The organism is Mesorhizobium sp. M1143, assembly GCF_040318435.1.
Classification (GTDB): Bacteria; Pseudomonadota; Alphaproteobacteria; order Rhizobiales; family Rhizobiaceae; genus Mesorhizobium.
On the sequence record NZ_JAMYMJ010000023.1, the window covers coordinates 1 to 23657 of the forward strand.

General features: G+C 63.8%; 25 protein-coding genes. 9 read left to right on the forward strand and 16 right to left on the reverse strand.

Annotated features, from left to right (window positions below; genetic code table 11):
* Positions 1–145 precede the first annotated feature (145 nt).
* The 4 genes from NKH35_RS16925 to NKH35_RS16940 form a co-directional block, all read right to left on the reverse strand.
* A complete protein-coding gene (locus NKH35_RS16925; RefSeq protein ID WP_023669058.1) occupies positions 146–337 on the reverse strand; it encodes a hypothetical protein in 192 nt (63 codons plus the stop codon).
* Positions 338–453: 116 nt separating this feature from the next.
* Positions 454–852, reverse strand: coding sequence for a GFA family protein (locus tag NKH35_RS16930; protein ID WP_352915514.1), 399 nt, complete (start codon positions 850–852; stop codon positions 454–456).
* A gap of 187 nt (positions 853–1039) precedes the next feature.
* Positions 1040–1996: an alpha/beta fold hydrolase gene (locus NKH35_RS16935; protein WP_352915448.1), complete on the reverse strand. Its 957-nt coding sequence runs from the start codon at positions 1994–1996 to the stop codon at positions 1040–1042.
* Between the two features lie 115 nt (positions 1997–2111).
* Positions 2112–2360: a ParB N-terminal domain-containing protein gene (locus NKH35_RS16940; RefSeq protein ID WP_352915517.1), complete on the reverse strand. Its 249-nt coding sequence runs from the start codon at positions 2358–2360 to the stop codon at positions 2112–2114.
* A gap of 169 nt (positions 2361–2529) precedes the next feature.
* Between NKH35_RS16940 and NKH35_RS16945 the strand changes: the two genes are divergently transcribed.
* The 5 genes from NKH35_RS16945 (at position 2530) to NKH35_RS16965 (ending at position 8220) form a co-directional block, all read left to right on the forward strand.
* On the forward strand, positions 2530–4167 hold the full coding sequence (locus tag NKH35_RS16945) for a N,N-dimethylformamidase beta subunit family domain-containing protein (protein ID WP_352915451.1): 1638 nt from the start codon (positions 2530–2532) through the stop codon (positions 4165–4167).
* A gap of 1 nt (position 4168) precedes the next feature.
* Positions 4169–5542 (forward strand): aminotransferase family protein, encoded by a 1374-nt coding sequence (locus NKH35_RS16950; protein ID WP_352915453.1) that lies wholly within the window; start codon positions 4169–4171, stop codon positions 5540–5542.
* 10 nt (positions 5543–5552) lie between these two features.
* Positions 5553–6482, forward strand: coding sequence for a 3,5-dioxohexanoate:acetyl-CoA acetone transferase (gene kce / locus NKH35_RS16955; RefSeq protein ID WP_023734555.1), 930 nt, complete (start codon positions 5553–5555; stop codon positions 6480–6482).
* Between the two features lie 209 nt (positions 6483–6691).
* The gene (locus NKH35_RS16960) at positions 6692–7195 is read left to right on the forward strand and encodes a GNAT family N-acetyltransferase (protein WP_031262449.1); all 504 of its coding nucleotides are present in this window, start codon (positions 6692–6694) and stop codon (positions 7193–7195) included.
* The gene (locus tag NKH35_RS16965) at positions 7192–8220 is read left to right on the forward strand and encodes a histone deacetylase family protein (RefSeq protein ID WP_023734553.1); all 1029 of its coding nucleotides are present in this window, start codon (positions 7192–7194) and stop codon (positions 8218–8220) included. Before NKH35_RS16960 ends, NKH35_RS16965 begins: the two co-directional genes overlap by 4 nt.
* A gap of 4 nt (positions 8221–8224) precedes the next feature.
* Here NKH35_RS16965 and NKH35_RS16970 read toward each other — a convergent pair whose 3' ends face one another.
* The 3 genes from NKH35_RS16970 to NKH35_RS16980 form a co-directional block, all read right to left on the reverse strand.
* Positions 8225–9487: a cysteine desulfurase-like protein gene (locus tag NKH35_RS16970; protein ID WP_352915458.1), complete on the reverse strand. Its 1263-nt coding sequence runs from the start codon at positions 9485–9487 to the stop codon at positions 8225–8227.
* 52 nt (positions 9488–9539) lie between these two features.
* Entirely contained in the window at positions 9540–10607 is a 1068-nt protein-coding gene (locus NKH35_RS16975) for an aldo/keto reductase (protein ID WP_352915461.1), read from the reverse strand.
* Between the two features lie 118 nt (positions 10608–10725).
* Complete coding sequence (locus tag NKH35_RS16980) at positions 10726–11268, reverse strand: hypothetical protein (RefSeq protein ID WP_352915464.1); 543 nt, start codon at positions 11266–11268, stop codon at positions 10726–10728.
* Positions 11269–11598: 330 nt separating this feature from the next.
* Between NKH35_RS16980 and NKH35_RS16985 the strand changes: the two genes are divergently transcribed.
* Entirely contained in the window at positions 11599–11763 is a 165-nt protein-coding gene (locus NKH35_RS16985; RefSeq protein WP_352596312.1) for a hypothetical protein, read from the forward strand.
* A gap of 76 nt (positions 11764–11839) precedes the next feature.
* Here the strand turns inward: NKH35_RS16985 and NKH35_RS16990 are convergent, their stop codons facing one another.
* A complete protein-coding gene (locus tag NKH35_RS16990; protein WP_023669071.1) occupies positions 11840–12346 on the reverse strand; it encodes a DUF1993 domain-containing protein in 507 nt (168 codons plus the stop codon).
* A 124-nt stretch (positions 12347–12470) separates the two neighbouring features.
* Here NKH35_RS16990 and NKH35_RS16995 point away from each other — a divergent pair, with 124 nt between their 5' ends.
* Positions 12471–13529: a DUF1176 domain-containing protein gene (locus NKH35_RS16995; protein ID WP_352915467.1), complete on the forward strand. Its 1059-nt coding sequence runs from the start codon at positions 12471–12473 to the stop codon at positions 13527–13529.
* A gap of 36 nt (positions 13530–13565) precedes the next feature.
* Here NKH35_RS16995 and NKH35_RS17000 read toward each other — a convergent pair whose 3' ends face one another.
* From NKH35_RS17000 to NKH35_RS17035, 8 genes are all read right to left on the reverse strand, one after another.
* Positions 13566–14771: an epoxide hydrolase family protein gene (locus tag NKH35_RS17000; protein ID WP_352915470.1), complete on the reverse strand. Its 1206-nt coding sequence runs from the start codon at positions 14769–14771 to the stop codon at positions 13566–13568.
* Between the two features lie 76 nt (positions 14772–14847).
* Positions 14848–15711, reverse strand: coding sequence for an alpha/beta hydrolase (locus NKH35_RS17005; RefSeq protein ID WP_352915520.1), 864 nt, complete (start codon positions 15709–15711; stop codon positions 14848–14850).
* Between the two features lie 240 nt (positions 15712–15951).
* Complete coding sequence (locus tag NKH35_RS17010) at positions 15952–17562, reverse strand: NTP transferase domain-containing protein (protein ID WP_352915473.1); 1611 nt, start codon at positions 17560–17562, stop codon at positions 15952–15954.
* Positions 17559–18263, reverse strand: coding sequence for an XdhC family protein (locus tag NKH35_RS17015; RefSeq protein ID WP_023745984.1), 705 nt, complete (start codon positions 18261–18263; stop codon positions 17559–17561). Before NKH35_RS17015 ends, NKH35_RS17010 begins: the two co-directional genes overlap by 4 nt.
* A gap of 2 nt (positions 18264–18265) precedes the next feature.
* Positions 18266–18604 (reverse strand): XdhC family protein, encoded by a 339-nt coding sequence (locus NKH35_RS17020; protein ID WP_023734542.1) that lies wholly within the window; start codon positions 18602–18604, stop codon positions 18266–18268.
* A 57-nt stretch (positions 18605–18661) separates the two neighbouring features.
* Positions 18662–19927 carry a vWA domain-containing protein gene (locus NKH35_RS17025; RefSeq protein WP_352915477.1) on the reverse strand — a complete coding sequence of 422 codons (1266 nt, stop codon included), beginning with the start codon at positions 19925–19927 and terminating at the stop codon, positions 18662–18664.
* A 4-nt stretch (positions 19928–19931) separates the two neighbouring features.
* A complete protein-coding gene (locus NKH35_RS17030; RefSeq protein WP_023700847.1) occupies positions 19932–20861 on the reverse strand; it encodes an AAA family ATPase in 930 nt (309 codons plus the stop codon).
* A complete protein-coding gene (locus NKH35_RS17035; protein ID WP_031239320.1) occupies positions 20858–21385 on the reverse strand; it encodes a flavin reductase in 528 nt (175 codons plus the stop codon). The genes NKH35_RS17030 and NKH35_RS17035 overlap by 4 nt, the downstream gene beginning before the upstream one ends.
* Before the next feature lie 180 nt (positions 21386–21565).
* Here NKH35_RS17035 and NKH35_RS17040 point away from each other — a divergent pair, with 180 nt between their 5' ends.
* On the forward strand, positions 21566–22636 hold the full coding sequence (locus NKH35_RS17040) for a branched-chain amino acid ABC transporter substrate-binding protein (RefSeq protein WP_352915481.1): 1071 nt from the start codon (positions 21566–21568) through the stop codon (positions 22634–22636).
* Positions 22636–23655, forward strand: a complete 1020-nt coding sequence (locus NKH35_RS17045) for a P1 family peptidase (RefSeq protein ID WP_352915484.1) — start codon at positions 22636–22638, stop codon at positions 23653–23655. Before NKH35_RS17040 ends, NKH35_RS17045 begins: the two co-directional genes overlap by 1 nt.
* Positions 23656–23657: the final 2 nt, after the last annotated feature.

Here is a 23657-nt window from a genome sequence, read left to right on the forward strand (position 1 = left end):
TGTGGGAGAAGGTGGATCGGCGCGAAGCGCCGAGACGGATGAGGGGTGTTCCAGCGGAGTGAGGCGTTGGCGTCCCCTGGAACACCCCCCATCCGACCGAGCTTCGCTCGGCCACCTTCTCCCACAAGGGGAGAAGGGGAAGCCCTTACCTTCCCAGCCATTGCTGCATGCAGCTTTTCGCCACCACATGCGCCGGTGGCACGGCGTCGGCGGCCGGGCGGCGGGCACGTTCGAGCAGCAGGCGAACCTGTTCGGGGCGCACGCGGTCACGCTCCATCACGAGGAGGACCATCGGATCGCTCAAAAGCTCGTCCAGGGTGCTGATTCTGTCGCTCATCGGTCGTCTCCTCGATACCGGCCCGCAGACGATAGATAGGCAGGCAATCATGGCCCGCCAATGACGATTTGCCGGCTATGTCGTGGTTTCGGGATTAATTTCCGGTAAGGCCGGCGTCAGTTCGGAGGCGGCGCGCCTTCATGGTGCGGCAGGCCGTCATCTAGCTGCAGCCAGGGCTGCTTCGAGTCGGTCCACATATGCATTTCCGGCTTGAACAGCGAGGGATCGTCGAGCGAGCCGGTGGTGATGCCGACGATGCCGGCGGAGTCGCGTCGGGAAAACAGCGTGGTGCCGCAAGCGGCGCAAAAGCCGCGCTTGAGGTCCGGAGAGGTGTTGACCGTCGCCACCTCTCCCTCGACCGTGACATCGTCGATGCGAAACAAAAGGCGGGCGTTGAAGGCCGCGCCTATGACCTTCTGGCAGCGCCGGCAGTGGCAGACGCGCTGGTTGAGCGGCGCCGCCTCGGTGCCGTAGCGCACTGCCCCGCAATGGCATCCGCCCTGGTATTTCGTCATCATTCGAACCCATCACACTGAAGGTCTCTTGATGATATCGACAGGTACCTTTCGGTCAATTGAAAAGCCCTGATGGCGCCATCGATTGCGCCGATAGGACTAATGGCTGCGCCAGGGCTTCGTGGTTTCGCAGGCACAAAAAAGCCGGCCACCTCTTCGAGACGGCCGGCATGTATTTTCAGGCAAGCTATTTCGTTTCGCTGAGGACTTCGTCCCAGGTCTTCACCTTGGTTTCGCCATTGAGGAAGGGCAGTGCCGCGGCCGTCAGCTCCGGTGCGAAGAAGACGTCGTAGTGGGTGCGATTGGGAATGATGGCCAGCCGGTTCTGCGACAGGTTCTCACGCATCCAGCCGGCATCCTTCAGCCCGCCGCCGATCATATGGTAGAACCTGATCTCGTGCTCGGGCTTGTACATGTCGCTGTCGCCATAGGCCAGCATAACTGGCATCTTCAGCTTCGCCACATCGGCGGAATAGTCGTAATCCTTGCGCATGAAATTGCCCAGCGCATCGAGCAGTTTAGGGAAATCGTCGGGACGTGGGGCGACGGCGACGTAGGATTTGTACATCGGCGTGTCCTTCATGAAATCGGCGGCGGCCGCGCTCACCTGCGCCTGCTGGCCGCGCATCTCGTCATAGAAGCCATTGGCGGCGAAGCCGGTCGAGACCAGGACCAGCCGGCGCACCGTCTCGGGATGCTGAACGGCCATACGGAAGGCGACGCCGCCGCCCAGCGAATAGCCAAGCACGTCGACCTTGTCATAGCCGAGCGCCTTGACGATACCAGCCATGTCGTCGCCCATCCCCTCCAGGCTGAAGGGTCGCTCGCCGAGCGCGGTGCGGCCATGGCCCTGCAGGTCGACGGCAATGATGGTGCGGTTTTCCGCCAGCTTCGGCAGCAGCGGCGCGAACATGTCCGACGTGCCAAGGCCGCCATGCAGCAGAAGCAGCGGTTCTCCCTTGCCATAGACGGCATAGTAGTAATTCAGGCCGTCGATCGGCAGCAAGCCGGACTTTTCCGGCTTCGGCATGGCTGTTGCTTCGGTGGTCATGGCGGGCTTGGTCTCCTCTGCATTGGCTGGGCCGGGCGCTGCAAACAAGGCAGCGACCGAGGCAAGAATGGCGAAATAGATTCGTCTGGACATGTCGGTCTCCTCGGGTTCGCCCAAGGACGAGCGAGCACGCCGCGTGCCGACATGCCCTGCGAAAAAATCCGCGGAAGAATGACCGGTTTGGCTGTTTTCGATCGGGTCGCGCGCCTCAGTGGCGCTTGGCCTGGACCAGATAGGCGTCGATCTCGGTCTCGCCGAGCCATTTGGCGGCTTCCAGCCGGTGCAGGCCCTCGACCAGGATGTGGCGCTTGCCGTCATGGCGAACCTGGATCGGCGTCTTCATGCCTTTTTCCAGTATGTCTTCGGCCAGGTGCCGGACCGTTTCGGGATGCAGCGTCTTCTTGCGCGCCGTCGGCACGTAGATGTCGTCGACCTTGACCTTCTGCACTCTCAGCATGCCGGCTCCCGAGGCGGAAAATGCCGCCTCGCCTGAGATAGTCGGTTTGCCGGGTGCGGCCAAGAGCGGCCAAGCAATTGTGTCGTATGCAATTGCTGGCCCGATCGTTTCCATTTGACGCTTGGCCGGCAGATGGCCGAAATGGCGGCCTGTCACTTTTCCGGTGTTCATGACCCAACTGCCGACCGAATTTCCCGATTTCGGACTGACGCCCGAGCAGCGCCGCGAGGCAGTGCGCGGCCATTACTATGAATGGCCAGGAATGGACGGTGAGCGCGGCGAGATCTGGTGTTATTCCAACCGCTTTTCCTACCGCGCCGGCGATACCGTGACGCTGCATGTCAGTTCGACAGTGCCGCGCTTCAGCATTGTCATTGTCCGCGACGGCGGCAGCGAGACAAAAGTCTTCGAGCAAACGGGGCTTTCGGCGCGCTGGCAGGATACGCCGGACCAGTGCTCGGTCGAGGGCTGCGGCTGGGAGGCGTCGTTTCAATTCAGCATCGGCAAGGATTGGCCGTCCGGCGCCTACCGGCTGACGCTGACGGCGGACGGCGGCGATGGCAAGCCGATCCACTGCCACCACCTCATCATCGTCGCGCCCCTGCCCGGCAAAAAGCCCGGTCGCGTGCTGCAGGTGGCGGCGACGGGCACCTGGCTGTCCTACAACACCTGGGGCGGCTCCAACGCCTATCAGGGCATCACCGGCCCGGGCCGCGACCAATATGCGCGCATGGTGTCGACCCAGCGGCCCTGGTGCCGCGGCTTCGTGGTACTGCCCAAGGACGCGCCGCGCGTGCCGCTGGAGGTCGCGGTGCCGCCGAAAACCGTGCCGCGCTACCCGCATATGGAATGGGCATATGCCACCGGGCATTCGAAGAAATACACCTCCTCCGGCTGGGCGAGCTATGACAGCCACTTCTTCCGCTTTGCCGAGCGCGCCGGTTACAGCGTCGATCTCGCCAGCCAGCACGATTTGCACTTCTCGCCCGACATCCTCGATGGCTATGACTGCGTCGTCTTCGTCGGCCATGACGAATACTGGACCTGGGAAATGCGCGATGCGGTCGATGCCTATGTGACACGCGGAGGCCATGCGGCGCGCTTTGCCGGCAATTTCATGTGGCAGACCAGGCTGGAGGACGAAGGCCGCCGGCAGGTCTGTTACAAATACCGCGCGCGCGCCGAAGACCCCGCCTATAGCGGCGACGTCACCCGCGCCACCAATTCCTGGGAAGCGCCGGAGATCGGCCGGCCGGGGGCGATGACGTTCGGCCTCAACGCCACACGCGGCGTCTATGCCGGCTGGGGTGGCTGCGCGCCGCGCGGCGTGCGCGGCTTCCCGGTCTACCGGCCCGAGCACTGGGCCTTTGCCGGCACCGGCATCTATTATGGCGACCTGCTTGGCGCCGACAGCCACGTCTATGGCTATGAGGTCGACGGGCTCGATTTCGAGATCCGCGGCGGCCTGCCCTATCCGACATCGGACAGCGGCGCGCCTGATGGGTTGCAGGTGCTGGCGGTCGGCATGGCGAGCCAGGTTGAGGAAAGCGCCGACATCCCGATCGAGGACCAGTTCCTGACCGACGAGGATGGCCGCTTTACCGCCGAGACGCTGTTTGGCGAGGCGACCGACGCCAATCTGGAAAAAGTCAAACGCGGCAATGGCATGATCGTCAACTTCCCTCGCGGCAAGGGCGAAGTCTTTCATGCCGGAAGCTGCGAATGGGTCGCCGGCCTGCTAAGGCAGGATCCGATGGTCGAGCGCGTGACCAGGAATGTAATCGATCGCTATCTCGGAAAGTCCTGACATGCAGAAGCCCTCATCCACCGGTTCAGAAGCGCGCGCGCCCTCGCATCTGTTCTACCTCTCCAGCCTGCGCCGGCCGCTGATCGACCGCGCCGAAGGCATCTACATGTGGACGCAGGATGGCCGCCGCTTCATCGACGGGTCGAGTGGGCCGATGGTTGCCAATATCGGCCATTCCAACCGCAACGTGCTCGACGCCATGAAGCGGCAGATGGACCGCGCCACCTTCGCCTACCGGCTGCATTTCGAGAACGAACCGGCGGAAGAGCTGGCGCGGGAATTGGCCGGCAAACTGCCTGAAGGTATGGACCGGATTTTCTTCGTCTCCGGCGGTTCGGAAGCGACCGAATCCTGCATCAAGCTGGCGCGGCAATGGGCGGTCGCGACCGGCCAGCCCAAGCGCTGGAAGGTGATCACCCGCTTTCCCTCCTATCATGGCGGCACGCTGGGTTCGCTTTCCATCACCGGCGACGAAGCGCTGGCCGAGACCTTTACACCGATGATGCGGGTGATGCCGACCGTGCCGGCGCCGACCGCCTGGCGCGACCGCGACAACCTGTCGATGGAACAGCGCGGCATCCGCTATGCCGACATGCTGGAGGAGAAGATCCAGGCCGAGGGCCCGGACAGCGTGCTCGCCTTCATCATGGAGCCCATCGGCGGTGCCGCGACGTCCGCCCTGGTGGCGCCGGACAGCTATTATCCGCGCATCCGCGAGATCTGCGACCGCTACGGCATCCTGCTCATCCATGACGAAGTCATGAGCGGCGCCGGCCGCACCGGAAAATTCCTTGGCGGCGATCACTGGAACTGCAAGCCCGACATCGTCGCGCTGTCGAAGGGGCTGGGCTCCGGCTATGCGCCGCTCGGCGCGCTGGCCGCGCCGAGGCGGCTGGTCGAGCCGCTGCTGGCGTCGGGCGGCTTCCAGCACGGCCACACCTATGCCGGCAATCCGCTCGCCTGCGCCGCCGGGCTCGCCGTGCTGGGCGAAATGGATCGGCTCGACCTGATCGCCAACGCCGCCGCCATGGGCGACGTGTTGATGGACGGGTTGAAAGGGCTGGCCAAGCGCTTCCCGTTCATTGCGGATGTGCGTGGCAAAGGCCTGCTCACCGGCGCAGAAATGGTCGCCGATCCCGAGACGCTGCGGCCGATCGAGCAGGGCAAGAAAGCCACGCAGCGGCTGCTCGACCTCGCCTATGAACGCGGGCTGATCATCTATGGCCGCAGGGTCAAGGGCGGCGTCGACGGCGACAATTTCATGGTCGCGCCGCCGATGATCGTCACGGCTGAGCAGGTCGGCGAGATCATTTCCATCACCGGCGATTCGCTGGAAGTTCTGGCCGCCGAACTCGACCTGCCGGTCGAAGGCTGAGGGCTAAAGAATGGCGCCGAGGAAAGTCATCATCACCTGCGCGGTCACCGGTTCGGTGCACACCCCGTCCATGTCGCCCTATCTGCCGGTGACGCCGGACCAGATCGCGACCGACGCCATCGCGGCGGCCGAGGCTGGCGCCTCAATCCTGCATCTCCACGCCCGCGATCCCAAAGACGGCCGGCCGACCGCCGATCCTGAGGTGTTCATGCAGTTCCTGCCGCGCATCAAGCAAGCGACCGATGCGGTGATCAACATCACCACCGGCGGTTCGTCGCTGATGACGCTCGACCAGCGGCTGGCCGCGCCGCTGCGGGCCGAGCCGGAAATGTGCTCGCTGAACATGGGCTCGATGAATTTCGCGCTGTTCCCGATGCTCGACAAGCCAAGGGAGTGGCAGCACGAGTGGGAACCAAAGCTGCTCGAAGCCACGCGCGACACCATCTTCAAGAACACTTTTGCCGATATGGAAGGCGTGCTCGAAAAGCTCGGCAAGGGCTGCGGCACGCGCTTTGAGTTCGAATGCTACGATGTCGGCCATCTCTATTCGCTGGCGCATTTTCGCGACCGCGGGCTGGTGTCGGGGCCGCTGTTCATCCAGTTCGTGCTCGGCATTCTCGGCGGCATCGGCGCCGATCCCGACAATCTCATCCATATGAAGCGCATCGCCGACAAGCTGTTCGGCGACAGCTACCAGTTCTCGGTGCTCGCCGCCGGCCGCCACCAGATGCCGCTGATCTCGATCGCGGCGGCGATGGGCGGCAATGTCCGCGTCGGGCTGGAGGACAGTCTCTACGATGGAAGGCAATTGGCGAAAGCCAATGCCGACCAGGTGCGCAGGATACGCGCTATTCTCGATGGCCTGTCGCTGGAGGTCGCAACGCCGACCGAGGCGCGCGAGATGCTGGCGCTGAAGGGCGGTGATAGGGTGGCGTTTTGAGATGATTGATCTGCGATGATGGCGTTCTGGCACACCCCCCTCTGGCCTGCCGGCCATCTCCCCCTCAAGGGGGGAGATCGGATGTCACTGCGGCCTTCGCCAATCTCAATCGTTGCAAAATGGATGGCAGCGCCAAGGCTGCCAATCTCCCCCCTTGAGGGGGAGATGTCCGGCAGGACAGAGGGGGGTGCCTGGGCGCCTTGCCTATCGTGAGTACAGTCACCCTCCGCCCCGGCACCATCGACGACATCGACACCATCCATGCCGCGCTGCTCAAGCTCGGCACCCATATCGGCGCGCATCAGGAGATCACGTCCACTGCCGACGATCTCCGCCGCTACGGCTTTGGCGACAAACCCGCCTTCTCCACCGTGATCGCCGAGGCAGGCGGCGAGTTCGCAGGCCTGTGCCTGCATTTCCCGATCTTCTCGACCTGGATGGGACGGCCCGGCGTCTATATCCAGGATCTCTATGTCGAGGACCGGTTTCGCGGCCGCAAGATCGGCGAAAAACTGCTGCGCCGGGTCGCGCGCGACTGCCGCAAGGACGGCGGCGCCTATCTCAGGCTGTCCGTCGACACCGACAATGACGGCGCCAAGGCTTTTTATGAGAGACTGGGCATCGCCTGGTCGAGCTACGAGCAGACGCGGAAGATTGTTGGCGATGCCTTTTTCGCCTTTGCCGATGCAGCGCAGGATGGGGACGCGGAATGAAAGCCTTCTTTGCCGAGGAGCAGAAACGCCACGACCCGAAGGCCTTTCTGTCCAGCGGTGCGCCGCAGCCCAATCCCGAACAGCCGGAGCGGGCAGAGCGATTGTTAGCCGGCGCAAAATCCGCCGGATTGATGATCGAGCGGCCCAGGGAACATGGCCTAGGCCCGGTGGCGGCCGTGCATACGCCGGAGTATCTCGCCTTCCTCGAACACATTTTTGCGCGCTGGCAGCGCATCGAGGGCGCATCCGCGGAAGTCACCCCCAACATCCATCCACTGGCCCGCACAGGGTCCTATCCGGCCTCGGCGGTCGGCCAGGCCGGCTACCACATGGCCGACACCGCTTGCCCGATCTCGGCCGAAACCTGGCACAGCGCGCTGTGGAGCGCCTGGAGTGCAGTCGAGGCAGCCGAAGCGGTGATATCGGGCGCGCCTGCCGCTTATGCGCTCTGCCGGCCGCCCGGCCATCATGCCTTTGCCGATGTCGCCGGCGGCTTCTGTTTCATCAACAATTCGGCGGTCGCAGCGCAAGTGTTGCGCAAGCAGGCGGCGCGCGTGGCGATCCTCGATGTCGACCTGCATCATGGCAACGGCACGCAAGGCATCTTTTATACGCGCTCGGACGTGCTGACGGTGTCGCTGCATGCCGATCCGGTGCGCTTCTACCCGTTCTTCTGGGGCCATGCCGATGAGCGCGGCGAAGGGCCGGGCCTCGGCTATAATTTCAACCTGCCGCTGCCGCGCAAATCCGCCGACGCGGCGTTTCTCGAAGCAATCGAAGTGGCGTTCCAGCGTATCCGCGCCTTCTCGCCGGATGCGCTGGTCGTGGCGCTGGGTCTCGATGCGTTCGAAGGCGATCCGTTCGGCGGGCTTTCGGTGACCACGCCCGGTTTCTCGCGGATCGGCGAGGCAATTGCCAAGCTCGGCCTGCCGACGGTTATCGTCCAGGAAGGCGGCTATCTCTGCGACGCGCTCGGCGACAATCTCACGGCGTTCCTCACCGGTTTCGGCGGCAAACAGCGATAGCTGACTAGCGCTGCTGCCTCAGCATGGCGATCACCCGGTGCACGCTTTCCAACGTCTCGTCGATCTCTGCCGCCGTGTTGTAGTGCGCAATACCGATGCGCACGACGCCCTGCTCGGCCGGAATGCCGAGATGGTGGACGATCTCCCAGGCGTAGTTGTGACCCGACCATAGAAAAATGTTCTCGGCATTCATCTGCCGCACGATCGTCTCTGGCACGATGCCGTCGACGGTGAAGGACACGGTCGGCACGCGCTCAATGACACGCTTCTGATCTGTGATGCCGCGGATGGTCAGGCCCTCAATGGCGGACAGCCCATCGATCAGCCTCAGCGCCAGCGGGTTTTCGTAGGCGATCGACACTTCGTATGCCTTTGCGATCTTTTGCCTTCGCGAACCGCCCTCGCCGGCCGCAGCACCGAGTTCGGCGAAGTAATCGACCGCTGCGGTAAGTCCGGCCATCAGTTCGATCTGCGGCGTGCCGAGTTCGAAGCGCTCCGGCAGGCCATTGGACGAGCAACGGCATTTGTAGGGTTGCAGCGCATCGATGATGTCGCGGCGGCCCCAAAGAATGCCCATGTGCGGGCCGAAGAATTTGTAGGCTGAGCAGACCAGGAAATCGCAACCGAGCTCCTGCACGTCGACCAAGCCATGCGGCGCGAACTGCACGGCATCGACATAGACCAGCGCGCCGCCCTGTTTGGCGATGGCCGTCAGCGCTTTCACCCGGTTGATCGAGCCGGTGAGGTTCGAGGCATAGTTCAGCGCAACAAGCCGCGTCTTGTCGGTGAGCAGAGCGCTCAGCGCCGCCTCCTCGACCTGCCAGCTCTTCTCGTCGAAAGGCAGAAAACGCACGACCAGGCCAAGGTCTTCGGCTAGCTGCAGCCAGGGCGAAACGTTGCCCTCATGGTCCATGCGGGTGACGATGATCTCGTCGCCTGGCTTGAAACCGCGGCCGAGCGTGCGCGACATGTGATAGGTCAGCGTCGTCATGTTGGCGCCGATGATGATTTCCTCATGGCTTGCCGCACCGAGAAAATCGGCCATCGCCGCATGAGCGTCGTCGACCACCTGTTGCGCGGCAAGCGTGGTTTCGAAATAACCGCCGAGATTGGCATTGGTGGTCAAGAGGCAGCGCGCCACGGCATCGGCGACCGCTTGCGGCACCTGCGTACCGGCCGGATTGTCGAGATAGATGCGCCGGCGGCCTTTATCGGTCAGGTCCAGCGCCGGAAATTTTCCCCTGACGGTCTCGATCGGAAAATCCATTGCTGTCCCCTTCCCTTTGTCTTTGCTCAGCAATTCCGTCCAAAGGGCCTGCTTATGGGCAGGGATTGCCGACGCGCTGGTGGATCGCATCCACCCCCTTCTGCATCTCGTCGGTCCAGGTCACGTCGGCTGAAGACAGCGCCATTTCAAGCTGGGCAATCGTGGTCGCGCCGATGATGCTGGAGGTAACAAAAGGCCGGCTCGCAACATAGGCGTTGGCAAACAGCGCCGGCTCGAGGCCGAAGGAGCGCGCCAGCTCATTGTATTCGAGCTGTGCCTCCGCCGCATTCGGCGTCTCGTAGCGCTGGCCGCGGTTGAACAACTGCGAGCGCGAACCCTGCGGCCGTGCGCCATGGTCGTATTTGCCGGTGAGATAGCCCTGCGCCAGCGGCGAATAGGCGAGGAAGCCGACATCCTCGCGCCCGCAGACTTCGGCCAGGTTCACCTCAAAGGTACGGTTGACCAGATTGTAGGCGTTCTGCAGCGAAACGATGCGCGGGCCGACGCCCTTGTCGGCCTCGGCGATGAAGCGCATGACGCCCCAGGAGCTTTCGTTCGACAGGCCGAGATGGCGGATCTTTCCCGCCTTCACCAGTTCCTCGAAGACTGCGAGTGTCTCGGCGATCGGCGTCTCGCCGGGCGGCGCGCCAACGGCATCGGCACGGCGCGGCACAGCACCCACGCGGGTCGGGTTGGCGCCCCAGGGGATGTCGCGCTCCGGCCAATGGATCTGATAGAGATCGAGATAGTCGGTGCCGAGCTTGGCCAGCGATTTGTCGATGGCGTCAAAGATGTCGGCGCGCACCAGCTTCGACGGGCGGCCGCCACGAAACCAGCTGTTGGCGGTGCGGCCGACCACTTTCGAGGCCAGGATGACCTTGTCGCGGTTGCCCTTGGCCTTCATCCAGCTGCCGATGAACTTCTCCGTCCGCCCCTGCGTTTCCTCTTTGGGCGGGATCGGGTAGAGCTCGGCGGTGTCGATGAAATTCACGCCGCGCTCAAAAGCCAGATCCATCTGCGCGTGGCCATCGGCCTCGGTGTTCTGCTCGCCCCAGGTCATCGACCCCAGGCAGATCTGGGTAACAAGAAGATCGGTCCGACCGAGACGGCGTTTATGCATGGAATTTCTCCGGCGGGAATGCTGGGCGCGACAGCGCGGGAAGGAAGTCCCATCTATAGGGAAAGCGGCGCCGCTCTCCAACCCTCAGCGGACCGACTTTTGCGTGAAGGAGGAAAAGTTAGCGCCTTACGCCGGCCAGCGCGCGCCGCTTGGCCTCGTCGATCAGCATGTTGGCCACCTGCATGCGGATCATGGCGCGCTGGCGCAGATGCGGCGCGACGCGGTCGGGGTGGTTGGCGAAGGCGAAGGTGCGGCGCATGCGGCCAAGGTCAGCGCTCTTGACGGGATGATCGAGGCCGAGTTCGACGGCGATTGCGTCGGGATCGATCGGCGGCAGTTTTTCCTCGGGCTTTGCCTCCTCGCCGGCCAGCGCCAGCTTGGCATGATCGAGAAGGGCTGCGAATTCGGCGGCGAGATCGGCTCCCGCCTCGCGGTATTCGGCTGCGAACGTTTCGCCCGAGACCTTGATGCGCCCGGAATGAAGCTCGTCGGCCACGGAGAGATAGTCGAACGGGATCGACGGCCGCGCGCTCGTCTCTTCCGCCGCCTCATCCTTGTCGGAGGCAACGAACAGATCGTCGAGCAAGGAAGCGAAATCCCGCTTGGCGCCGATGTCAGCCTCCCCCTCGTTTAAGCGTGCGAACAGAGCCGGTCGCAGCATAGAACCGGCTCGTTAAAAATGAATGCTGCTGATCTTAACCAGTTTAGGCGTTTGCGAGGTTTGGGCGGGCCCAGTTGGCGATGCGCAAGACCCAACAAAAAGCCGGACTGCATTTGCATGCAGTCCGGAAATTCGCCAGGAGTGGCGAGGAAAAGCCGGCCATGTGCCAGCGTCTATGCATACGGTGGGGATGCGCCACAAGTTTCAGCGCACGCGGCAATTGTGCCGAAAAAAATTCGCCGGGCATGGCTGCCATGCAAATGCTGCACTGCACAATCTTCACAAATTTCCTATATTCGGCGCCGTGGAGGATCAACAAGGGGCCGAATCATGGGGTTCTTCACTGAAATGTTTGCCCGTCCGCGTCCGCAGGAGCATCAGCGCTATCGTTCCGCCCTGGCGCTGCTGCACTCGATGAGCAATGCCGACCGCGCCGACATCGGCGTCAAGCCGGCCGATTTCCCGCGCATCGCGCGCGAAATGTCACCGCGTTGATCAAGGCCTTGGCGCTGAACCAGCGTCAAACGAAGTTTCCCGGCAGCGGCCGGGAAACCTCGCAAAGCGCAATTCGTCAACGATTACCGAGATAGGCGCCCTTGGTCAGCGGCACGCCGTTGTGGCGCAGGATGTCGTAGGCAGTGGTCACGTGGAAATAGAAGTTGGGCATGGCGACATGCAGCAGATACTGCATGCCGGGCATCGAGGCTTCGCGCTGGCCAAACTTCAGTTCGACCACCCTTTCATCCGAACCATCGAATTCGGCGGCCGAGAATGACGCCAGCAGATCGAGCGTCTTGGTCAGGCGCGCCTGAAGCTCGGCGAAGGTCGCTTCATTGTCTTCGTATTTCGGCACCTCGCGACGGGCCAGCCGTGATGGCGCGCCCTTGGCGTGGTCGGTGGCGACCTGCACCTGCCTGACCAGCGCGTACATGTCGGGCGCCAACCTCGCGGTCAAAAACACCTGCGGGTCGATCTTGCGCTCGGTTGCATTCTGTTCGGCCGCCGACAGCACGCCGGACAGCGCCTTCAGCCTGGCCGAAAACACCGGCACCGAGGCTTCATACATCGATAGTGTCACGTTCAAATCTCCATTGCGGCTGAAGCGCCGACGGCGGGACGTAGCGCCTTCCCGGAGGATTTTTCAAGCGTCACCACGTCGCCGCAATCGATGTGATACAATCCTGTCGTGGTGGAGATCCCCGATGAGACTTGTCTTTCTGGCAGCGACCGCTTTTTTCTCCCTTGCTGTATCCAGCCAAGCTTTGTTGGCCGATGATGACCCGGCGACCGATGACCAGGCACCTTATGTCGACGACAGGTCGGATGCCGCAGCGGTGGTCCGTTCGCTCTACAGTGCCATCAACCGGCACGAATTCGCCCGCGCCTGGGCTTACTACGGCGATACCAAGCCGGCAAAGGATTTCGACACTTTCGTCAAGGGCTATGACGGCACCGACAAGGTCGACGTTGAAACCGGCGCCATTTCCGATGAAGGTGCCGCCGGCAGCATCTATTACAGCGTCCCGGTGGCCATCCGCGCCACCGACAAGGACGGCAAGGAAGCAGTCTTCGCCGGCTGCTACACGCTGCGCCAGGTCAGCGCTCAGATCCAGGCCCCGCCGTTCCGACCGATCTTTATCGACAAGGGCGCGCTGAAGCCATCCAAGGCCGATTTCGAGGGGGCGCTGCCGCCAAGCTGTGGTGACGGGCCGCCGCCGCCGAAGAAGGACACCGCACTCGAGCACGTGAAGAAACTGTTCGCCGCTGATTATGGCGATCAGTGTGACAAGCAATTTCTCGGCGAGGAGCCGAACATCTTTTCGATCAAATACAAGGCAAAGGACGCGGCTGCCAGCGATCCCGACAAGGAAACGCGGCTTTTCGAGTTCTACTGCCAAGCGGCAGCCTATAACGCAAGTTCGGTCTACTACATGACCGACGAAGTATCGGGCGTGCGGCAGTTGCAGTTCACCGAGCCCGAAATGGATATCCGTTACGAGAACAATGACAGCGACGGCAAACTGCTGGGCATGGATATCATCGGCTTCCGCACAACCGGCTGGGCGGCCAATTCCGAATATGACGAAGAAGCCAAGACGCTGACCACGTTCAACAAATGGCGCGGCATCGGCGACGCCTCGGACAAGGGGATATACCTGTTCCGTAACGGCGATTTCTCCCTCGTCCAATATGATGTGGACGCGTCTTACGATGGCGAGGAGAACCCGCAGACGGTGGTCGACTACAACACCGCGCCGTAGGGGTCTTAGCAGGAACCGCCGCGCTCAAGCAGTCCTTCACATTCGCCTTCTCGTTTCAGGCCGGGAACGCATCGGCCGGAAGAAGGCGCGAATGTCCTCGACCAGAAGACTCGGTTCCTCCAGCGCAGCGAAATGGCCGCCTCGCGGCATCGATGTCCATCGCTGAACGTCAAAGACCCGCGCCACCCAGGATCGAGGCGGCATCGGCAACTCGCGAGGGAAAAGCGCTACCCCAAATGGCGGCAAAACGCGTTCCAGCGTCTCGAACGCAAGAGGGAACAGTCGATTCTCCTTGTAGAGTCGCAAGGACGAGGTGAGCGCGTTGCTGAACCAATAGAGAGAAACATCCGTAAGGAGCGTGTCCATGCCGAAGGTGCGCTCCACGTCACCGTCGCAATCGCTCCAGCTACGGAACTTCTCGATCATCCAGGCTGCGAGACCGATCGGCGAGTCTGTCAGTGCATAAGCAAGCGTCTGAGGCTTCGTGCCCTGCAGATGGGCATAGGCGCCCTCCGTTGCCGTCCAGGCCGCGGCCTTGTCCAGAAAGGCCTGCTCCTCAACGGTGACTGGTGGCAGACCTGCACCCAAGGGTGGCCGATAGCTCCCGGGAATGTAATTGACGTGGACGCCAAGCACGCTTTCGGAATGGAGCCGTGCCATCCAGGCGGAAACGCCCGCGCCGATGTCGCCTCCTTGGGAAGCGAAGCGGTCGTAGCCGAGCCCGCGCATCAACTGTACCCATAACTCCGCGATACGGCCGGAATGGAAGCCTTGTTCCGTCGGCGCCTGGGAAAAGCCGTATCCGGGCAAGGAGGGAACTACCACGTGGAAAGCGTCGGCCGGGTCACCACCATGGGCAGCTGGGTCTGCCAGCAATGGAATGACGTGTTCCATTTCGATGAAGGAGCCGGGCCAGCCATGCGTAATGATCAGCGGCAGCGGCGCCGGTCCGTTGCCTGGCTGGTGGACAAAGTGGACATCTAGGTTGTTCAGCCTCGTCAGATATTGCGGCAGCCGGTTCAGCCGCTCCTCTTGCACTCTCCAGTCGAAGCGGTCTCGCCAGTAATCCGCAAGGCGTTTGATGAACGGCAGCTCGGCCCCATCGCTCCAGCCCGCTTCGCTTAGCGGAATTGGCCATCGTGTTGCGCTAAGCCGGCGCTGGAGATCTTCAAGTTGTTCGTTCGGAATTTGGATCTTGAAGGGGTGAGCGTCCATCGCTGTGCTTCCGATCTGTTGGATCATATCAGCCTACACCAGTAAGAGGATATCGGCCGAACCACGATCACCAAAACCAACGGGCACCTCTGGGCGATATGCCTCAAGGCGCCTTCGACAGCATCCAGTTCAGCGTTTGGCGCCAGTCCACCATGCGGATCGGCGTGCCGTGGGTGCCGGTCTCGAACCGGACGAACCGGGTCGGATAGGGATAGGCTTTGGAACTCGCAATGATGGAACGGAAGAAGGCTTCCTGCTTCTCCACGGGAAAGACCGGGTCCTTGCTGCCCTGGCCGAAGAACACCGGCACGTGACGCCTGTAAGCCGGGCTCGACAGGAAACTGTCATCCCATAGCGAGCCGAGCAGCAGCAGCCCGTTGATGCGCCGTCCCGTATCGTTGCGGCCGGCCAGCTTCCAGCACAGCGCGCCGCCCATCGAGCCACAGGCGACGAAGATTTTCGCGTCCGGCGAGGCCTCGGCATAATGGCCGATCAGCGCCGCGACCTGGGCCGCGCCCTTGTCGCCGAAATCGGTGAAATCGGGTGAGAGATAGAGGCCGCCATTGCCGGCCATCAGGTTCTTGATTCGGTTGAAGTTGCCGCCGAAGGTGAAGTCGTCGACGCCCTGCTTGCGGCTGCCGCCCTGCCCGTGCAGGTAAAGCACGATGATGCCGGCGCCCTCGGTCTTGCCGACAGCGACATGCCTGACATCGCCGGCATCGGTTTTCAGCAGCAAATCCCGCTGCACCTTGCGCACGCCGGTGTCGGTATACTTAGCCTGCACGCGCTTTTCCGGCACCTCGTCGCGGTCGTTGATGTCGCGCATCTCGCGATAGTCGATGACGGTGTAGGCGCCTTTGTCAGACGAAGAGAGCGTCGCCGGATAGGCGAAGAGGTCATCCTTGTAGGGCTTTAGTTCGAGGGCGTCGGCGTGGGCGGTGGAGAACAGGAAAAAGAGCGAAATCAGAAGGCTATGGAGCGCGGCCGCCCCCCTCTGGCCTGCCGGCCATCTCCCCCTCAAGGGGGGAGATTGGATATCACGCCGCCTTCCGCCAATCTTCAAAGCTGTAGGAAAAACTGCGAGATGAGCGCCGCCATCGAAACTGCTGATCTCCCCCCTTGAGGGGGAGATGGCCGGCAGGCCAGAGGGGGGTGCGGCGGTACGATTAGCCATACTGCATGGCATGCGTTTTTCGGCTTCGCTTTGTCAATCCTGCAGCACGCCGCCGGCGTCTTCCAGCGCCTCGCGGGTGTCGACATCGATCGACGCGCTGTCGCCGATCTCGACGTCGATGACATCCAGTCCCTCGGCCTCGACCAGATGGCGGGCGCCGGTGTCGCCCTCGAGGTGGGCGATGCCTCCAAACAGCGCGCGTGGCAGCAGCACCGGATTGCCGCGGCGGCCGTCATGGGCGGCACGCACCACTGAGCGGCCGCCGTCCCTACGGAAGGCCTCGATCAGCCTGTCGAGATCGGTCGAGGAAATGCCCGGCATGTCGCCGAGGACGATCATGGCGCCGGCCGCCTCGGCTCCAACGCGGGCAATGCCGGCTTTTAGAGACGAGGACAGGCCGTCGGCAAAATCCGGGTTGTCGGCAAAGATCACGTCGAGGCCCGAGAGCGCGGCGTGCACCCGCTCGCGCTGATGGCCGGTGACGACAACGGTGCTGGTTGCCTTCGAGGCCAGTGCGCGCTCGACTGTCCGGCGCACCAGCGGCTTGCCGTCGAACAGCGCCAGAAGCTTGTTCGGCCCGCCCATGCGGCTGGAGCGACCGGCGGCCAGAAGCACGATCTCGACCTTCAGCCCGGCTCTCGCCGGCAGCGGCTCGCGCGGCTGCGGCCTGGTCGGGATTTCCATCAAGAGGCCGCCAACGCCCATGCCGGCAATGTCCTTGGCGGTGACGTCGAGACCGGCGATCAGCCTGTCGAGCACCCAATCGAAACCGTTCTCCTTGGGGCTGCGGGCGCAACCGGGCGCGCCGATGACGCGCTTGCCATCGAGCGTGCCCAGCACCAGCAGATTGCCGGGATCGACGGGCATGCCCGCGCGGATCACCGTGCCACCTGCTGCCTCGATCGCCGCCGGAACGACATCGTTGAAATCGCTCATCGCCGAGGCGCCGAAGATCACCACCATGTCGTTGTCGCGCGCCAGCGCGGCCGCTGCCTCGGCTACAGGCGCGATCTCGTGCGGCGTGCGGCGCTCCGTCGTCAGCCGGCCGCCGGAGCGTGCCAGCCGCGCTTCGGTGACGCGTAGCGTCTTGTCGAGCACGCTCGCCTTGATGCCGGGCAGCACCGTCTGGATGACGCCGATGCGCACCGGATGGTAGGCGTTGACGGCGAAGATCTCGCCGCCGGCGCAGATCTTTGTCACCGCATCGACAAGGGCCGTGGCAACAGCGAACGGGATGATCTTGACCGTCGCCACCATTTGCCCCGTCTCGACAGGCGCGTGCTGCGCCAGCGTGGCGATGGTGATGGTCGGGTCGACCGCATTGATGGCGTCGATCATGGCGGCATCGACGGTGAAGACGCCGGCGGCCTTGGCATGGAGGTTGACGCGGCCGGTCGCGGCCGGTTTTGCCTCGATGTTGCGGTGGGCCATGCTGGCAGCAATCTTTTCGGCCGCCGCATCCTCGCTGAGGTCATCGGCGGCAAGCACCGCCACGACGATCTCGGTAATGCCGGCCGCCTTCAGCACCGCCACGTCCTGCGTGCTCAGCCTGTGCGCCTTGCGGAAACGCCGCTCGCCCGCCGTCGTGGCATGCGCCAGCACCGCGCCTTGCGCCTTGTCGATTGGAACCGGACCGAATCTCACGCCGCAGCGCCTTTCGATTCCAGCCCGCGCGAGCGAAAGGCGTGGATCGTCTGCGCGAGGATGGCGACGGCGATCTCGGCCGGGCTCGCCGCGCCAATGTCGATACCGATCGGTGCGTGGATGCGGGCGATCTGGTCGGCGCTGGCGCCGAGCGCCAGCAGGCGCTCGACGCGCCTGGCGTGTGTTTTGCGGCTGCCGAGTGCGCCGACATAGAAACAGTTGGCGTCGAGCGCGGCCTTCAGTGCGAAATCGTCGATCTTCGGATCATGGGTTACGGCGGCGAGCGCCGTATAGCTGTCGAGCGGCTGGCGTTTCAGCACATCCTCCGGCCATTCGGCATGGAGTGCTACATCGGGAAAACGGTCCGGGGTGGCGAAGGCGGTGCGCGGATCGACGATCTCCAGGGGATAGCCGGCGATCCTGGCCATCGGCGCCAGCGCCTGACTGATATGGACGGCGCCGACTACCACCAGGCGCGGCTGCGGCAAATGCGCGTTGAGGAAGAAGGTGCGCCCTTCAGCCTCGACCGAACCGGAATTGCCGGTGCGAAATGCCTTGGCGATCGCTTGCCCGAGATCGCCGGCAACCTGGTCGCCTTCGCGCACGATGCGGTCGCGGCCGTCGCCGAGATCGGTGACCAGGATCGCGGCGCGGCGGGCCCGGCGTTCGGCATTGAGCGTTTTGAGAGCGTAGGGATCCATGCCTAACCAAGCCGCTCCACATAGACCTTGATGCGGCCGCCGCAGGACAGGCCGACCTGCCAGGCGGTTTCGTCGGCAACGCCGAACTCCAGCATTTTGGCCTTGCCGCTATCGATGACGTCGATCGCCTCGCTTACCACGGCGCCCTCGACGCAGCCGCCCGAGACCGAGCCGTGGAAATTGCCTTCGGCGTCGATGACCAGATGACTGCCGACCGGCCTCGGCGCCGAACCCCAGGTCTCGACCACAGTGGCGATGGCAACATCCTTGCCGTCCTTCATCCAACCTTCCGCGATGATCAAGGGGTCGCGGGCCTCATCGAGATAGATGCTGTTGTCCATGATCGCTTGCCTCAAAGTCTGTTTTCTCTGGGAGCCTGTTTTCGGAATCCAATATGGCTATGCGGCGCGCCTGACACCAGCGTCCAGCCAGCGACGCGGATCGACCGAAGCGGCGGATTTCTTGTCCAGCGAGGCGCAGAGGTCGGCCAGCGCATCGAGATTGTGTACCGAGCGGAACTCGTCGACATGAGGCAGCATCGCTCTGACGCCGCGGGCGCGGGCCTCGAAACCGTCGAAGCGCAATAGGGGATTCAGCCAGATCAGCCGCCGGCAGGATTTGTGCAGGCGATCCATCTCCTCCGACAGGCCGGCGACATCGTCGCGCTCCAGCCCGTCGGTGATCAGCAGCACCACCGCACCCTGCCCGAGCACGCGGCGTGACCAGTGCTTGTTGAACTCCGCCAGCGTATCGCCGATGCGGGTGCCGCCCGACCAGTCCTTCACCGCCGCCGAGCAGTCGGCAAGGGCGGCATCGGGGTCGCGATGGCGCATCTGCCGCGTGAGATTGGTCAGCCGCGTGCCGAAGACGAAGGTGTGCACGCGCCGCCGTTTTTCGGTCAGCGCATGCAGAAAGTGCAGGAAGATGCGCGTGTACTGGCTCATCGAACCGGAGATATCGGCGAGAACCACCAGCGGCGGATGCACTTCGCGGGCTGAGCGGAATTTCGGCAGGATCAGTTCGCCGCCGGTGCGCGCGGCCGAGCGCATCATGGCGCGTGGATCGATACGGCGGCCATGCAGGTCTGCCTTGAAGCGTCGGGTACGGACCATGTCGAACGGCAGCCGCAGCCGGGCAATCGCCTTCTTGGCGTCTGCCATCTCGTCGGCATTCATCTGGGCAAAGTCCTTGCCGCGCAGCACTTCATTCCCAGAGAAGGTTAGCCGGGCGTCGACTTCAATCTCCGGGATTTCCCTGACCGGCCGATTCTTCTCGTGGCCTTCGAACATGGCCTGGCTGACGCGGTTTTCTGCCGCGCGCGGCTTTTGCTTCTCCCTGGTGTCGGGCGCCACCGGCGAGAACATCGCCAGAAGTTTCTCGATCAGCTCGCGCGATTTCCAGAACAGCTGGAAGGCTTCGTCGAAAACAGGGTGATCCTCGTGCCGCGACACCAGCACGGCATGCAGCGTCCAGTAGAAATCGTCGCGCGAACCGATGCCGGCTGCCAGCACCGCCTCGATCCCATCCTTGACCGAAGCCGGCCCGACCCGCATGCCGGATTTGCGCAAGGTGCGGGCGAAATAGACGATGTTGTCGGCGATGCGCCCGTCTTCCGTCGCCTCTCTGGGGTCGGTCTCTTTGGGGTAAGCACCCGGCGCCTTCACTGCCCTACTCCGCCGCCGCCAGTTCGGCCTTGACCTCATCGAGGATGCGCCGGCCCTCGCCCGCGCCGATGCGGGCAATGTCGTCCTGGTATTTCAACAAAACGCCGATCGTGTCGGAGACGGTTTCGGGATCGAGCGCCACCTTGTCGAGTTCGGTCAGCGCGCCGGCCCAGTCGATGGTTTCGGCGACACCCGGCGCCTTGAACAGCTCGACCCGGCGCAGCTTCTGGATGAACGACACCACTTCCGCGGAAAGTCGGCTGTTGGCCTGCGGCACCTTGCGGCGCACGATCTCCAGCTCGCGCTCGGCATTGGGATAGTCGACCCAGTGATAGAGGCAGCGCCGCTTCAGCGCGTCGTGGATTTCGCGGGTGCGGTTGGTGGTGATGATGACGATCGGCGGCTCCTCCGCCTTGATCGTGCCAAGCTCGGGCACCGTCACCTGGAAATCGGACAGGATTTCGAGCAGGAACGCCTCGAAGGCTTCGTCGGTGCGGTCGAGCTCGTCGATCAGGAACACCGGGGCCGCACCCGCCTTGCCGGTCAGCGCATCGAGCACCGGCCGGCGGATCAGGTATTTTTCGGAAAAGACATTGCGCTCCATGTCGGAGCGGTCGACCGAGCCTGCCGCCTCCTCCATGCGGATCTCTATCATCTGCGCGGCGTAATTCCACTCATAGACAGCGGACGAGACGTCGAGCCCTTCATAGCATTGCAGGCGGATCAGCCGGCGGCCGAGTGCCTGCGCCAGCACCTTGGCGATCTCGGTCTTGCCGACGCCGGCCTCCCCTTCAAGGAACAGCGGCCGCTGCATGCGCAGGGACAGGAACAGCACCGTTGCCAGCGAGCGGTCCGCGACGTAGTCCGCGCCGGTCAGGAGATCGAGCGTTTCGTCGATCGTCCGCGGCGCGGGGCGCGGTTTCAGCTCGGTCATTCTTTCTCCGTTGCCGCCTCTGCTCCGCTCTGCAGCACGTGGTAGTCGCGGGCGTGGTAGATCAGCGGCCGCAAATTATCGCCCATGCGCAGGCCTGTCACCTTGCCAAAAAGCACACGATGGGTGGCGAGATCCTTGGTGTCGATCAATTCGCAGTCGAAAACCGCAAGAGCGCCCTTCAGGGTAGGCGCGCCCGTCGATATGACATCCCACTCGCCAAGCGCGAAACGCTCATCGGCCGACAGCCCGGTCAGGCCTGAAAACGCCACCGATAGGGGCTGCTGGTGCGAAGCCAGCGTGTTCAGCGCAAACCGGCCGTTTTGCATGAACAGCTCGTTCTTGGCATTCTCGCGGTTGAGACAGACGAGAACCGTCGGCGGCGTGTCCGACACCGAACAGGCGGCAATCACCGTCGTGCCGCGTTTGCCGGCGGCCCCTTCGGTGGTCACCACATGGACATGGCCGGCAAAATGCGCCATCGCGTCGCGGTAGGCCTGGGGCCCTATGTCGTTCAACTTCAACACCGATGATTTTCCATAAGCGGGAATCCAAGCGTTATATATGGCGGCACACAATAGGCCACAAGCGAAGTGCTTGACGCCAATCCGCAAATTCCCGTGTTGCGCCTGGGGCGGGCAGCCTTTAGGTCTTGGCGGAAGAGACGCTGGAAGCATGCGACCGGCACGGAGGAATTCGTCGTCAGAATGCGACCCCTAACAGCTGTAATAGCGGCACTGCTCTGGCTGCTGCCGGCAAGCGCCGGCGCGCAGACTTTGCTTGTCGGCGTCGCCGCACCCCTGTCCGGTCCGTCGGCGATCCTGGGCAAGCAGATCGAGGCGGGTGCTGCCCTGGCAGCAGAAGCCAACGGCGCCGAGATCAAGACGGTCGACGATGCCTGCACCGCCGATGGCGGGGCTGCCGCCGCCAGGGAATTCGCCGATGCGAAGGTCGATATCGTCGTCGGCTTCCTCTGCACCGAGGCGATCCAGGCGGCGCTGCCGATCCTCAAGGACGCCAACATACCGGTCATCACCGTTGGCGTGCGCACCGAAAGCCTGACCGACCGCCGCGCCAAAACCGGCTGGCCGGTCTACCGGCTGGGGCCACGCGGCGACGACGAGCGCAATGCGGTTGCCGCCATCCTGACCCGGCTGTGGCAGAGCGAATTGTTCGCCATCGTCGATGACGGCACCATCTATGGCCGCGAAATCGCCGAGACGCTGCGCGCCGCAGCGGAGCAGGCAGCGCTGAAGCCGGTCTTCACAGACACGTTCCGGCCGCAGCTCGACAACCAGATCGGGCTGATCGGGCGGCTGAAGAAGGCGGGCGCCACGCATGTCTTTGCCGGTGGCGACGGCGACGACATCGCCATTATGGGCCGCGACGCCGGCCAGCTCGAGGCCGGCATTGTCTTTGCCGGCGGCGAGAATTTGCGCACGCCACCCGGCGATGTGCCTTACGCCGTCGGCACGCTGATGATCGCGCCGCCGGAATGGGCCGATGTCGCCGATCCCAAGGTGCTGGCGGCGTTTACGGCCAAAAACATCGCGCCGGATGGCTATGCCTTGCCGGCCTATGCGGCGGTGGAGATTGCCAAGGCGGCCTCGGCCGCGCCCGAGACCTCGGGCAAGGGGCTGGCCGACGCGCTAACCGGGCATGATTTCACCACCGCGATCGGCCCGCTGCGGTTCGACGACAAAGGCGATCTGAGCCAAAACCTCTATCGCGCCTTCCGCTTCGACGGGACGCGTTTCGTGCCGGCGGAGACGAATTGATGTTTCGCACCGGGCCGCGCAATCTGATCACCGATGTCGCCGGCTTGCGCGTCGGCAACGCGTCGGATGCCAGGCTGAAATCGGGCGTCACCACCGTATTGTGCGACGAACCGGCGGTCGGTGGCGTGCAGATCCTCGGCGGCGCGCCGGGCACGCGCGAGACCGATTTGCTCGAACCGCACAATTCCATCGAGGCGGTTCATGCCGTCGTGCTTTCGGGCGGTTCGGCCTTCGGCCTCGACGCCGCGTCGGGCGTGCAGGCGGCGTTGCGTGAAAAAGGCATTGGCGTCGATGTCGGCGGCTTTCGGGTGCCGATCGTGCCGGCGGCGATCCTGTTTGACCTGCGCAATGGCGGCGACAAGGATTGGGGCCGTTATCCTCCCTACCGCGACCTCGGTTACGAAGCAGCTCAGGCGGCAACAGTCGACTTTCCGCTCGGCACAATCGGCGCCGGCACCGGCGCGCTAAGCTCCGGGGTGAAGGGCGGCCTCGGCTCGGCCTCGACCGTGCTCGACAGCGGCATCACCATCGGCGCACTGGCCGCCGCCAACCCGACCGGCTCGGTAACGATCGCGCGGACCCGCTATTTCTGGGCGGCGCCCTTCGAGATCGGCGATGAGTTCGGCGGGCTTGGCTATCCCTCGCCAATGCCGGACGATGCCAGGCGGATCCTGTTGAAATACCGCGACAAGCGTGTCGGTGGACAAGCCGAGGCCGGTGGCAACACCACCATCGCCGTCATCGCCACCGACGCCGTGCTGACCAAGGCGGCAGCCAAGCGGCTGGCCATTTCAGCGCATGACGGCTTCGTGCGCGCCATCTGGCCCGTGCACACGCCGGCTGACGGCGATCTGGTGTTCGCGCTGGCGACGGGGAAGAGCGGCATAGAACTCAGCGCCGACGATGCCGTCGATTTCTTTGCCGCCGCCGGCGCCACCATGGCGCGCGCCATCCGCCGCGGCATCCATGCCGCGACGCCGGCCGATGGCGATCTGTTTCCGGTGTGGTCGTCGCGCTGACT

Coding starts and splice junctions, on each gene's coding strand:
- NKH35_RS16925 (WP_023669058.1), bottom strand. CDS start 337: ATGAGCGACAGAATCAGCACCCTGGACGAGCTTTTGAGCGATCCGATG.
- NKH35_RS16930 (WP_352915514.1), bottom strand. CDS start 852: ATGACGAAATACCAGGGCGGATGCCATTGCGGGGCAGTGCGCTACGGC.
- NKH35_RS16935 (WP_352915448.1), bottom strand. CDS start 1,996: ATGTCCAGACGAATCTATTTCGCCATTCTTGCCTCGGTCGCTGCCTTG.
- NKH35_RS16940 (WP_352915517.1), bottom strand. CDS start 2,360: ATGCTGAGAGTGCAGAAGGTCAAGGTCGACGACATCTACGTGCCGACG.
- NKH35_RS16945 (WP_352915451.1), top strand. CDS start 2,530: ATGACCCAACTGCCGACCGAATTTCCCGATTTCGGACTGACGCCCGAG.
- NKH35_RS16950 (WP_352915453.1), top strand. CDS start 4,169: ATGCAGAAGCCCTCATCCACCGGTTCAGAAGCGCGCGCGCCCTCGCAT.
- kce (WP_023734555.1), top strand. CDS start 5,553: ATGGCGCCGAGGAAAGTCATCATCACCTGCGCGGTCACCGGTTCGGTG.
- NKH35_RS16965 (WP_023734553.1), top strand. CDS start 7,192: ATGAAAGCCTTCTTTGCCGAGGAGCAGAAACGCCACGACCCGAAGGCC.
- NKH35_RS16970 (WP_352915458.1), bottom strand. CDS start 9,487: ATGGATTTTCCGATCGAGACCGTCAGGGGAAAATTTCCGGCGCTGGAC.
- NKH35_RS16975 (WP_352915461.1), bottom strand. CDS start 10,607: ATGCATAAACGCCGTCTCGGTCGGACCGATCTTCTTGTTACCCAGATC.
- NKH35_RS16980 (WP_352915464.1), bottom strand. CDS start 11,268: ATGCTGCGACCGGCTCTGTTCGCACGCTTAAACGAGGGGGAGGCTGAC.
- NKH35_RS16985 (WP_352596312.1), top strand. CDS start 11,599: ATGGGGTTCTTCACTGAAATGTTTGCCCGTCCGCGTCCGCAGGAGCAT.
- NKH35_RS16995 (WP_352915467.1), top strand. CDS start 12,471: ATGAGACTTGTCTTTCTGGCAGCGACCGCTTTTTTCTCCCTTGCTGTA.
- NKH35_RS17000 (WP_352915470.1), bottom strand. CDS start 14,771: ATGATCCAACAGATCGGAAGCACAGCGATGGACGCTCACCCCTTCAAG.
- NKH35_RS17015 (WP_023745984.1), bottom strand. CDS start 18,263: ATGGATCCCTACGCTCTCAAAACGCTCAATGCCGAACGCCGGGCCCGC.
- NKH35_RS17020 (WP_023734542.1), bottom strand. CDS start 18,604: ATGGACAACAGCATCTATCTCGATGAGGCCCGCGACCCCTTGATCATC.
- NKH35_RS17030 (WP_023700847.1), bottom strand. CDS start 20,861: ATGACCGAGCTGAAACCGCGCCCCGCGCCGCGGACGATCGACGAAACG.
- NKH35_RS17040 (WP_352915481.1), top strand. CDS start 21,566: ATGCGACCCCTAACAGCTGTAATAGCGGCACTGCTCTGGCTGCTGCCG.
- NKH35_RS17045 (WP_352915484.1), top strand. CDS start 22,636: ATGTTTCGCACCGGGCCGCGCAATCTGATCACCGATGTCGCCGGCTTG.